Source organism: Streptomyces coryli (assembly GCF_011044975.1).
Lineage (GTDB): Bacteria > Actinomycetota > Actinomycetes > Streptomycetales > Streptomycetaceae > Streptomyces > Streptomyces coryli.
Window position 1 is genome coordinate 22,318 of the sequence record NZ_JAAKZV010000071.1, and the last position, 10,859, is coordinate 33,176.

Sequence of the window (10,859 nt, forward strand, 5' to 3'; positions counted from 1 at the left end):
GCATGCTCGGGGTCCGGCGAACTCAGGAAGTCAGGTGCCATGGCGGTGAGCCCTGGGCAAAAACCTCCTCGCAGCCGCCGCAGGGACCTGCCGCTCCTCGGCGGCGTGCGCTTGCCCATCGCCCTGCTCGCGGCGCTGCTGCTCGGCGTATGCGCGCTTACGGCCGTCACGGTCGGCGACGGCGACGACGGGCCCGTATCGCAATCGGTCCTGGACGCACAGCAGTTCATCGCCGAGGACGGGGCGGGCACGGTCGGCTCGGCGCTGGGGCAGCATCTGCAGGATCTGCCGCGGGCGGCGCGGCTGTTCGCCGCGGGGCCCGCGGAGCCGCCGCGGCGGACGGTCGCGGCGATCGCGGGCTCGTATCAGAAGTGGCGCGGGCTGGCCCTCGTGGAGCCGGCGACCGGACGGCCGCTGGCGGCTGCCGGCGAGGGAGTGCCGCTCGCGGGGCCCCTCATGCCCGCGCCGCGGGCGCGGATCACGCCGCTGCCGGACGGGCAGGCACGGCTGGTCACGTACGCGCCCTTCCGGCGTCCCGGACAGCCCGAGCGGCTGCTGGTCGCCGCGGGGGCGCTGCGGCTGCCGCCGGAGGGCGAGGGGCGGACGACCTTCGTGACCGGGCCCGGCGGGCGGGTGCTGGCCGCCTCCGGCGAGCGGTGGGCGGATCCGCGGCTGCGGCGGCTGGTGTCGGCCGCGGCGCCGCAACACCGGGCCGTGGCGCGGGCGGACGGGGCCGGCGGGCGGCATCTCGTGCTGGGCAGCGCGCCCGTCGCGGAGGGCCGGGCCGTCGCGCGCTTCGGGCTCACCGTCACCACGGCCGTGGACCTGCCGCCCGGGACCGCCGCATGGGACCTGCCGCGGCTGGCCCTGCTCGGCGCGCTCAGCCTGCTCGTCGTCGCCGTGGCCGTCACCCTGCTGCTGCTCATCGGTGTGCAGCGGCCGGTGCTGCGGCTGCAGGCGGCGTCCCGGCGGCTGGTGCGGGGTGAGATCGATGAGCCGGTACGGGTCCGGGGCTGGGGTGAGCCGCGGCGGATGGCGGCGGCGCTGGAGGCGCTTCGGCTCGCGCTGCGGGGCGAGCAACGCCCGTACTGCCCAAGGGAGAAGCGGCTGACCGGCATCAGCAGCGTGCGCGCCTCCGCGCTGCTCTGCACCGCGCTCGTCGCCGGCTGGGCGGTCGCGCTGCCGCTGCTCACCCACGCGGACGCCGACGACCGGGTCCGCGAGCGGACCGCCCGGGAGCAGCTCGCCCGCGACCAGGCCTACCGCACCCACGCCACCGCCGAGCGGATGCGGCGCCTCGTGCTGGAGGCGGCGGCCGATCTGTCGTCGCTGGCGCCGTCCGTGCGCACGTCCTCGTACCGGGCGGGCGAGCTGCTGAAGGAGGCCGTCGCGGGCGGCGGGCCGTGGCGCTCGCTGTACGTGCTCGACCGCGGGGGCCGGGTGCTGACGCGGGCGGGGCAGGCGCCGACCGGGTACCGCTGGCCCGCGGCGCTGCCCGCACAGTCCGCCGTGCTGCAGCTCAACCACTCCGGCAAGGAGCCCGCCACCGCCGCCGTCGCCCCGCTGGGCGGCAGGGCCGTACTGGTCGGCGAGCTGCGGCCGTCCGTGCTGAGCGCGCCGCTGCAGCATCAGGGCATCGGGCGGGCCTGGCTGGTCGACGCGCGAGATCGGGTCATCGGCGGCAACCGGGGCTTCACCGCCTTCGAACCGCTGCCGGGGCGCGGGCTGTTCAGCGTGCTGACCGAATGGTCCACCGACAGCTCGCTGGGCGATCTGCTGCGCGGCGCCGACGCCCCCGTGCTCGCCGCCGACGCCCCGCTGACCGGCCCCGGGCCCGTAGCGGCGCTCGGCTGGCGGGTGGTGACCGAGAAGCCGCTGTCCTGGGCGGCGCTGCCCTCGTACGAGACCGAGCGCCGCTGCCAGCTGGCCGGTCTGCTCGCGCTCATCGCCGCACTGCTGTGCGCGGGCTGGCTGCACCTGATCGTGCTGCGTCCGCTGCGCGAGGCCGACCGGGCGGCGGCCGCGCTGGCGGAGGGCGACCGGAAGGCCGTTCTCTACCCCCGACACGAAGACGAAGTGGGAGCGATCATGCGGAATCTGGAGCTGCTGCGGCGGCGGCTGAACGAGCGCGACCGGACCGAGGCCGACGTACCGGCCCAGCAGCCCGAACCGGCCTACGCCGAGCGCTAGAAGGGCCCGGCGCATGTATTTCCTCTACTGGGTCCTGCTGCTGTCCGCCCTCGGCCTCGCCGCCGCCGGCGTCGTCGAGCAGCGCCGGCACTTCGCCAATCTGGAGCGCGTCGGCCACCGGGTGCTGGTCAACGGGATCCGCGGCAAGTCCTCCATCACCCGGCTGTGCGCGGGCGCGCTGCGCGGCGGCGGCCTGGTCACCGTCGCCAAGACCACCGGCACCGCGGCCCGGTTCATCCACCCGGACGCCTCCGAGGAGCCGGTGTACCGCAAGTTCAACATCGCCAACATCATCGAGCAGGTCGGCATCGTCCGGCGGGCGGCGGCGTACGCGCCCGACGCCCTGGTCGTGGAGTGCATGGCGGTGATGCCGGACCTCCAGGAGATCAACCAGGAGAAGCTGATCCGCTCCGGGATCGGCGTGCTGTGCAACGTACGCGAGGACCACCTGGAGGAGATGGGGCCGACGCTCGACGACGTCGCCCGCTCGCTGTGCCGGTCGATGCCGGTGGGCGGGGTGTGCGTGACGGCGGAGCGGGAGCGGCTGGACATCCTGCGGGAGGAGGCGGCGGCCCGGGACTGCCGGCTGGTCGCGGTCGACGCGGAGTCGGTGACGGACGAGGAGATGCGCGGCTTCCAGTGGTTCACGTTCAAGGAGAACGTGGCCATCGCCATCGCCGTGGCCGAACTGCTCGGCGTCGGCCGGGCGGACGCCCTCGCCGGCATGTACGCGGCGCCGCCCGACCCGGGCGTGATGACGGTGCAGAGCTTCCGTACGCCCGGGGGCAACACGCTCCGCTTCGCCAACATCTTCGCCGCCAACGACCCGGAGTCGACGCTGCTCAACATCGACCAGCTGCTCGGCCTGGAGGCGATCAGGCGCCCGCTGCACGTCCTGGTGAACTGCCGCCCCGACCGGGTCGAGCGCAATGTCCAGATGGGCCGGCTGATTCCCGAGATCGCGCCGGACGCCGTCTACTTGATCGGCCACCCGACGAAGAGCGCCCGCGACGGGCTGCCGCGGCAGTGGCCGGGCAAGGTCGTGGATCTGGGCGGCAATTCGCGCAGTCCGGCCGAGATCGTCGAGTCGGTGCTGACCCACGTGGACGAAGCGGGGGAGGCCGTCTCGCTCGTCGCCATCGGCAATATCCACGGCCAGGGCGAGCTGCTGCTGCACGACCTCGACCGGCTGCCCCGGCCGCCCGCCGCGCTGCCCGTAGGACCCTGAGGAGGCCCCGTCCGATGCCCGTAGTCCTCGCGCCGGAAACCGCCGCCGTCGGCATCGCGGTGGGACTGCTGCTGTCCCTCGTCTGCTATCTGGCGACGAACCTGTCGCCCGGCGGCATGATCACCCCGGGCTGGCTGGCCCTCACCATGGACCAGGACCTGCGGATGGCGCTGATGGTCGCCGGGGTGACGGTCCTGACCTACGCCACCTCCAAGGTGCTGCAGCAGCTCGCGATCCTTTACGGGAAGCGGCTGTTCGCGGCGGTGGTGCTGTGCGGGGTGGTGCTGCAGACGTCGCTGTATCTGCTGATGCAGCAGCAGTACCCGATGTTCTTCGCCGACCAGACGCTCGGCTACATCGTGCCCGGGCTGATCGCGTACCAGCTGATCCGGCAGCCGCCGAAGGCGACGCTGCTGACCACCGGGATCGTCACCTTCAGCGCGTACGGGGTGATCACGGTGGGGAGCCTGCTGGGCGCGCTGCCGAGCGCCTAGATGGGGTGCAGGGAGACGGCTGCCGTCTCGGTGACCGCCTGCGCCACCAGGGCGAGTGCCGGGATGTCCAGCTTCCACTGCTGCCAGTAGAGGGGGACGTCGAGACGTTTGCCGGGGGCCAGGTTGACCAGCGCACCCGAGGCGAGCAGCGGGGCCACCTGCATGTCCGGGACCAGGCCCCAGCCGAGACCGGCGACGACCGCGTCGCAGAAGCCCTCCGACGTGGGTACGTAATGCCGCAGCGGGCTCGCCTCGGCCTTGCCCCTGGTCACGGTGCGTACGAACCGGTCCTGCAGCTCGTCGCGCCGGTCGAAGACCATCACCGGCGCCTCCGGCAACCGGCGCGAGAGCGGGCCCGACGCGAAGTGCCGCCGCTTGAACTCCGGGCTCGCCACCGGCAGATACCGCTCCTGGCCCAGCGCCCGCACCGTGCAGCCCGCCACCGGCTCCGCCGCGGACGTCACGGCCGCCATCACCCGGCCCTCGCGCAGCAGCGTCGCGGAGTGCCCCTCGTCCTCGCGGACCAGCTCGAAGCAGACCGGCGGGTCCTGCGGCAACCGGGTCAGCGCGGGCAGGAACCAGGTGGCCAGCGAGTCGGCGTTCACCACGATGGGCAGGCGGGCCGCCGGAACGCTGTCCGCGTCGCCCGGCGAGAGCCCCAGCTCCAGCTGCGCCTCCTGCTCCAGCGCGGCCAGCGCCCGCGCGAAGCGCACCACCACCTGGCCGGACTCGGTGGGCCGGACCGGTTTCGTACGCATCAGGAGCACCCGGCCGGTGCGCTGCTCGAGCGCCTTGACGCGCTGGCTGACCGCGGACGGGGTCAGGTGCAGGGCCGCGGCGGCGGCGTCGAAGGTGCCCTCGTCGACGGCGGCGAGGAGGGTGCGGACCAGTTCCGGGGGGAGGTCTTTCATCACGAGCGCTAATGCTACGTAAGAAACTTTAGCTGTACTGATGGCACGGTGATCCATAACGTCGAAGGCATGAACAGCGCACTCCTCCCGGCGGCCGCCGCCGGCTTCGGCACCGGCCTCTCCCTGATCATCGCCATCGGCGCCCAGAACGCCTTCGTCCTGCGCCAGGGCGTGCGCCGCCAGGCGGTGCTCGCGGTAGTCGGGATCTGCGCGCTCTCCGACGCCCTCCTCATCGCCCTCGGGGTGGCCGGGCTCGGCGCCGTGGTCACCGCCTGGCCCACCGCGATGACGGTGATCGGCCTGGCGGGCGGGGCCTTCCTGATCGGTTACGGGGCGCTGGCCGCCCGCCGCGCCTGGCGCCCGGCCGCGGCGCAGGGGCTCACGGCGGAGGGCGCGGCGACGGGGTCCGTACGCACCGCGGTGCTCACCTGCCTGGCGCTGACCTGGCTGAACCCGCACGTCTACCTGGACACGGTGCTGCTGCTCGGCTCGGTCGCGGCGGAGCGGGGGGATCTGCGGTGGGTGTTCGGCGCGGGAGCCATGCTGGGCAGCCTGGTCTGGTTCGCGGCCATCGGGTACGGCGGGCGGCTGCTGAGCGGGGTGCTGGCGCGGCCGGTGGCGTGGCGGGTGATGGACCTGGCGGTGGCGGCGACGATGCTGACGCTGGGCGGCATGCTGCTGGCCCGCACCCTGTGAGGGCACGGGCCAGGTCGTACGGGGGAGGGGGCAGTCGTCCTTTGATGAGAGAGGTCAGTCGCGGGGTCAGTCGTCCTTCTTGTCGGACAGCACGTCGCCGGTGGCGGCGTCCACGACGACCTCGTGCTCGGCGCCGTCCTTGCCGCGCAGCTCGAGGTCCCAGCTGGCCCGCTGCTTGCCGTTGTAGTCGTCGTCCAGGTCGGCGGCGGTCGCGGTGCCGCCGCTGACCTTCTTCTCCGCGGCGTCGGCGGCCTCGACCAGCGTCACCTCGGCGTCCTTGGCCAGCGCGGCGTCCGCGGCGTCGTCGTCATCGGCGGCCTTGACGCGGCTGCGGACCACCTTGCCGCTGTCCGCGGCGACCTCCACCTTGTGCCACTTGTCGTCCTTCGCCAGCACGTCGAACTCCCAGACCAGGCCGTCCCGTCCGCTGTCCAGATCGGCGGAGGTGGCGATGCCGGCCTGTTCCTTGAGCGCGGTGGCGGCGGCGTCCTGGAGCTTGACGTCGGGGGTCTGGGCAACGGCGGCCTGGCGGGGCGCGGTGTGCTGGGCGTGGGCGGGGCGTTCGGGGGCGGCGGATTTCTCGCTCGCGGCGCCCGCGGCGTAGCCGCCGTAGCCGGCCGCGCCGATGAGTACCGCGGCCCCCAGTACGGCGGCCGCGACGCGGCCCGTACGACCGGAAGAAGAGTGTGCGTTCATGGAGTCCACGGTGGTGCCAGGGGGCCGGGAGCGCGCGCCTCAGTAGGCCGAACGGTGCCTTCCGCGGGCCGGGGCGCATAGCCTGCGGGCATGACGATCAGCGCCGTGCTCTGGGACGTGGACGACACGCTCTTCGACCACTCGGGCGCGGAGCGGCAGGGGGCGCTGGAATTCCTCGCGGCGGAGGGGCTGCTGGCGCGGTACGCCTCGCCGGAGGCCGCCGCCGGGCACTGGCACGCGGTGTCGGAGGAGTGGGTGGAGCGGTATCTGGCGGGCGAGCTGAGCTTCCGGGCGCAGCGGCGGGAGCGGGCGCGGGTGCTGGCGGATTTGCCGGGGATGACGGACGCGGAGGCGGACGCCTGGTTCGCCGGGTATCTGGCGGCGTACCGGCGGCACTGGCGCGCCTTCCCCGACGTACGCCCGGCGCTCGACTCCCTGCGCGGGCGCTACCGCCACGGCGTGCTCTCCAACAACGCCACCCACCAGCAGGACAGCAAGCTGCGCGCCGTCGGCCTGCGCGACCGCTTCGAGGTGCTGGCCTGCTCGGAGGAGCTCGGCGTCGCGAAGCCGGACGCGGCGGCCTTCCACGCGGCGTGCGCGGCGCTGGGGGTGCCGCCGGAGGAGACGGCGTATGTCGGCGACCGCTGGGATGTGGACGCGGCGGGGGCGGACGCGGCCGGTCTTATGGGGGTGTGGCTGGACCGCGAGGGCGGCGCGGGGCCGCGGGAGTTGCGGCGGATCGGCGGGCTCGGGGAGCTGGCGGGGGTGCTGTCGGGACCGCGCCCCGGGTAGGCGCGGTCCCTTGCCGCTCACGGGATCAGCACGACCTTGCCGGTCGTCCCCCGGTTCTCCAGCGCCCGGTGGGCGGCGGCCGCGTCCTTGAGCGGGAAGAGCTGGACCTGCGGTACGAGGCGGCCTGACGCCGCCTCGTCCAGGGCCGCTGTCTCCATCCGCCGGAGCGGGTTGTCTCCGCCGACCTTGTCGAGCCAGCCGGGGCCGAGGACGTTGCGCGTGGTGATGCCGCGCTCGGCGAGTTCCGCCTCGGTGAATTCCAGCGGGGCGCCCGACGACCAGCCGAGCACGAGGTGGCGGCCGCCGCGGCCGAGCAGGCCGGCGGCGGTGCGGGCGGCGTCGCCGCCGACGGTGTCGAGGAGGACGGTGGCGGGGCGGGAGCCGAGGGCCTCGCGGACGCCGTCCGCCCAGTCGGGGGCGCGGTAGTCGGCGGCGATGTCGGCGCCCAACTCCCGTACCAGCGCGGTCTTCTCCGGACCGCCGGCCAGCCCGATGACGTACGCGCCGAGGTTCTTCGCGTACTGCACCAGGAGCGATCCCACGCCGCCCGCCGCCGCGGTGACGACGACCGTGTCGTCGGGCTTGAGGTCGGCGAAGTGCAGGAAGGCCATCGTGGTACGCCCGGTGCCGATCATCGCGACCGCCTCGGGGGCGCCGACGCCGTCGGGGAGCGCGTGCAGCCGGTCGGCCTCGGTGGCGACGAGCTCGGCGTAGCCGCCGGGGCGCAGGCCGATGTGGGCGACGACGCGGCGGCCGATCCAGTCGCGGTCGACGCCCTCGCCGACTTCGTCGACGGTGCCGGCTATCTCGCGGCCCGGGATGGTGGGCAGCTCCGGCAGCGGATACGGGCTCTCCTTGCCCTCGCGGATGGCGGTGTCGAGGAGGTGCACGCCGGCGGCGGCGACCCTGATGAGCACCTGGCCGGGGGCCGGGGCGGGGTCGTCGGCGGTCTCGTAGCGGAGGTTCTCGGCGGGGCCGAAGGCGTGCAGTCGGATGGCGTGCATGGTGGTGTCCTCCTCGGTTGGTACGACCCATCGTTGAAGGTGAACCAAGGTTGAGGTCAAGCCGATTCCGGAGGGGATCGAGGAGGTATCGAGGAGGCGTTGTCAGACCCCTGCGCCAGGATGGGCGCATGACGACATCGGGGACCCGGGACAAGGAGTTCAAGCCGCCGCGGCGGGCGCGGGTGCACCTGCCCGACCTGCGCGCTCTCGAGGGAGCGGGCCTGGAGCCGGACGGGGATTACGACGGGATCCGGCTCGCGGACCTGGACCTGGCGGGCGCGGACGGCGGCGGCGCGCGCTTCATGGACTGCGGGCTCTTCCGCTGCGGACTCGACGAGGCGCGGCTGGAGTCGGCGCGCTTCATCGACAGCCTGCTGGAGGAGGTGCGCGGGGTCGGCACGGACTTTTCGGGCGCGATGCTGCGCGACTGCGAGGTGACGGACGCGCGGCTCGGCGGGGTGCAGCTGCACGGCGCGGTGCTGGAGCGGGTGGTGATCAGGGGCGGCAAGATCGACTTTCTGAATCTGCGGGCCGCGCAGCTCACGGATGTCGTCTTCGAGGATGTCGTGCTGGTGGAGCCGGACTTCCAGGGCGCGAAGCTGACGCGGGTGACCTTCGACGGCTGCACGATCGCGGACGCGGACCTGTCGGCCGCGGTGCTGCGGGACGTGGACCTGCGGCGGTCCGCGGAGCTCGGCATCGCGCGGGGCGTGGACCGGCTGGCGGGGGCGGTGATCAGCCCCGAGCAGCTGCTGTCGCTGGCGCCGGCCTTCGCGGCGCAGGTGGGGGTGGCGGTCAGGCCCGGGTGAAGCGGGACTGGAGCTCCCAGACGACGGGGTTGTCCCCGAGCCCGTCGTGCATGTCGGTGAGGTCCTCGATCAGATCGTGCAGGAAGTCGCGCGCCTCGCGGCGCAGTTCCTCGTGCCGTACGACCAGGGGCGGCTCGGTGACGTCCTGCCAGTCGGCGGTGATTTCCACGCTCCCGAAGCGCCGGTCGAAACGCAGCCGGTCCGTGGACTCGGTGAAGTCCAGCTCGGCCCGCTGCGGCCGCGCCGCGCGACTCCCGAGCGGGTCCCGGTCGAGCCGCTCGGCGATGTCGCACAGCGCCCAGGCGAAGTCGAGCACGGGCACCCAGCCCCAGCGCGGGGTCGCGATCTCGTCGTCGGTGACGGTGTCGGCGAGATAGACGTCCCCGCAGAAGAGATCGTGCCGCAGCGCCCGGACGTCCGCGGAGCGGTAGTCGGTCTGCGGGGGGTCGGGGTGGCGGCGGGAGAGGGAGTAGCCGATGTCGAGCACGCTGTGAATGGTCGCACGGGGTGGGGTAGTGCGGCCTGACGTGCAGAAACGTCACTGGACACCCGTTCGGGTGATCGTGTCCCTGATCACTCTCCGGGCGGGGGCCTACCCTGGAAGCGTCGCTCCGTACGAAGGAGGTCCGCCGTGGCACTGACAGTTCCCGAGCATTCGATGAGTGATTCCGCTGACTCGTCCACTGCCGCGTCGATCGACGAAGCCTTCGAAGCGTTGAGCGCGGCAACTCCGGAGGGGTGGCGCGTGGAATTGATCGAAGGGGAAATCCACGTGGTCCCACCCGCTAATGGTGAGCACGAAGGCATCGTCAATCTCATGGTCGAGCAGGTAGTGGAGCGCAGGAAGGACAGGAGGTGGACCACGCGCACGGGGCTGGGACTCCTGATTTCTGGAATCTCACCGACGGGCAAGGTCGTGCCTGACCTCGTCATCGTCCCGCGCGGCAGCTACATGGACGAGCTGGAGTACCACGATCCGTCCGAGGTCGTGCTGGTCGGTGAGGTCACCTCCCGCTCCACCGGCGCCAGCGACCGGTCCTCCAAACTCCGCGGCTACGCCCGTGCCAAGATCCCGTTCTATCTGCTCGTGGATCGCGATGCCGACGCGGTCAGCCTCTACTCGGAGCCCTCCAGCGGGCAGTACACCCGTGAAGCAACCGTCGCTATGTCGAAGACGATCGTCCTTCCTCACCCCCTCGGATTCGAGCTGGACACCAGCGAGTTCTGACGGCTTCGCCCGCGCGCCTAAGGTGATCGCGTGAAGGACGCTCACCGCCGCGCCCGGCTCGCCCGTGGGCACCTGCTCGTCCCGGACGCCCGCGCCGCCCGTACCGAGGATGTCGCCGAGGCGCTCGTGGCGCTGCATGCCACCGATGCTTCCGCCGTGCTGCTCTCCGCCCGCGCGCGGCTGCGCGAACCCGCGCCGGCGGATGTCGAGCGGGCGCTGTACGAGGACCGCACGCTGGTCCGGATGCACGCCATGCGGCGCACGCTCTGGGCCGTACCCGCCGAACTCGTCCCCGTCCTCCACCACTCCACCACCCGCACCGTCGCCCGCCGCGAGCGCGCGATGGTGCTCAAGCAGCTGGCCGCCACCGGCCCCGCCAGGGACGCGGCCTGGCTGGCCGCCGCTGAGGAGGCCGCGCTCGCGGTGGTACGCGACGCCGGCGCCGAGGGCGCGGGGACGGCCCAGGTCACCGACGCCGTGCCCGCGTTGCAGGAGACGATCGTGCTCTCCCCCGGCAAGCCCTACGAGTCCACGCTGCGGGTCGGCGGCTCGGTGCTGCGGCTGCTCGCCATGGACGGGCGGATCCGCCGCACCCGGCCGCTCGGCGGCTGGTCGGCGAACCAGTTCCGGTACGCGATCGCGCCCCCGATGCCCGAGCTCGACCCGGCCGCGGCGCAGGCGGAGGTGGCGCGACGGTGGCTGGGCACGTACGGGCCGGGGAGCACCGACGACCTGAAGTGGTGGACCGGCTGGACGGTCGCCGACACCCGGCGTGCGCTGGGCCGTATCGGAGCGGTGGAGGGGGAGGGTG

At 73.4% G+C, this 10,859-nt stretch carries 12 protein-coding genes; 8 read left to right on the top strand and 4 right to left on the bottom strand.

Annotated features, from left to right (window positions below; genetic code table 11):
- Positions 1-105: 105 nt before the first annotated feature.
- The 3 genes from G5C51_RS17820 to G5C51_RS17830 are packed head-to-tail and all read left to right on the top strand — an operon-like array spanning position 106 to position 3,912.
- Positions 106-2,190 carry a HAMP domain-containing protein gene (locus G5C51_RS17820; RefSeq protein WP_165238486.1) on the top strand — a complete coding sequence of 695 codons (2,085 nt, stop codon included), beginning with the start codon at positions 106-108 and terminating at the stop codon, positions 2,188-2,190.
- Positions 2,191-2,203: 13 nt separating this feature from the next.
- Positions 2,204-3,418 carry a poly-gamma-glutamate synthase PgsB gene (pgsB, locus tag G5C51_RS17825; protein WP_165238488.1) on the top strand — a complete coding sequence of 405 codons (1,215 nt, stop codon included), beginning with the start codon at positions 2,204-2,206 and terminating at the stop codon, positions 3,416-3,418.
- A 14-nt stretch (positions 3,419-3,432) separates the two neighbouring features.
- Positions 3,433-3,912, top strand: coding sequence for a poly-gamma-glutamate biosynthesis protein PgsC/CapC (locus G5C51_RS17830; RefSeq protein ID WP_165238490.1), 480 nt, complete (start codon positions 3,433-3,435; stop codon positions 3,910-3,912).
- Here the strand turns inward: G5C51_RS17830 and G5C51_RS17835 are convergent.
- Positions 3,909-4,823: a LysR family transcriptional regulator ArgP gene (locus G5C51_RS17835; protein ID WP_165238508.1), complete on the bottom strand. Its 915-nt coding sequence runs from the start codon at positions 4,821-4,823 to the stop codon at positions 3,909-3,911. The genes G5C51_RS17830 and G5C51_RS17835 overlap by 4 nt on opposite strands.
- A 69-nt stretch (positions 4,824-4,892) precedes the next feature.
- On the opposite strand from G5C51_RS17835, the gene G5C51_RS17840 reads away from it, so the two are divergent.
- Positions 4,893-5,519 carry a LysE/ArgO family amino acid transporter gene (locus tag G5C51_RS17840; RefSeq protein ID WP_165238492.1) on the top strand — a complete coding sequence of 209 codons (627 nt, stop codon included), beginning with the start codon at positions 4,893-4,895 and terminating at the stop codon, positions 5,517-5,519.
- Positions 5,520-5,585: 66 nt separating this feature from the next.
- Here the strand turns inward: G5C51_RS17840 and G5C51_RS17845 are convergent, their stop codons facing one another.
- Positions 5,586-6,215: a PepSY domain-containing protein gene (locus tag G5C51_RS17845; protein ID WP_165238494.1), complete on the bottom strand. Its 630-nt coding sequence runs from the start codon at positions 6,213-6,215 to the stop codon at positions 5,586-5,588.
- Between the two features lie 90 nt (positions 6,216-6,305).
- Here G5C51_RS17845 and G5C51_RS17850 point away from each other — a divergent pair, with 90 nt between their 5' ends.
- Entirely contained in the window at positions 6,306-7,007 is a 702-nt protein-coding gene (locus G5C51_RS17850; RefSeq protein WP_165238496.1) for an HAD family hydrolase, read from the top strand.
- 17 nt (positions 7,008-7,024) lie between these two features.
- Here the strand turns inward: G5C51_RS17850 and G5C51_RS17855 are convergent, their stop codons facing one another.
- Positions 7,025-8,011: a zinc-binding dehydrogenase gene (locus tag G5C51_RS17855; RefSeq protein WP_165238498.1), complete on the bottom strand. Its 987-nt coding sequence runs from the start codon at positions 8,009-8,011 to the stop codon at positions 7,025-7,027.
- 128 nt (positions 8,012-8,139) lie between these two features.
- Between G5C51_RS17855 and G5C51_RS17860 the strand changes: the two genes are divergently transcribed.
- Positions 8,140-8,820, top strand: a complete 681-nt coding sequence (locus G5C51_RS17860) for a pentapeptide repeat-containing protein (protein ID WP_165238500.1) — start codon at positions 8,140-8,142, stop codon at positions 8,818-8,820.
- Here G5C51_RS17860 and G5C51_RS17865 read toward each other — a convergent pair.
- On the bottom strand, positions 8,807-9,307 hold the full coding sequence (locus G5C51_RS17865; protein WP_165238502.1) for a hypothetical protein: 501 nt from the start codon (positions 9,305-9,307) through the stop codon (positions 8,807-8,809). The genes G5C51_RS17860 and G5C51_RS17865 overlap by 14 nt on opposite strands.
- Positions 9,308-9,451: 144 nt before the next feature.
- On the opposite strand from G5C51_RS17865, the gene G5C51_RS17870 reads away from it, so the two are divergent.
- Together G5C51_RS17870 and G5C51_RS17875 are read left to right on the top strand one after the other, a co-directional pair.
- The gene (locus G5C51_RS17870; RefSeq protein WP_338118192.1) at positions 9,452-10,048 is read left to right on the top strand and encodes a Uma2 family endonuclease; all 597 of its coding nucleotides are present in this window, start codon (positions 9,452-9,454) and stop codon (positions 10,046-10,048) included.
- A gap of 30 nt (positions 10,049-10,078) precedes the next feature.
- A partial coding sequence (locus G5C51_RS17875) for a DNA glycosylase AlkZ-like family protein (protein WP_165238504.1) occupies positions 10,079-10,859 on the top strand: 781 nt, incomplete at its 3' end.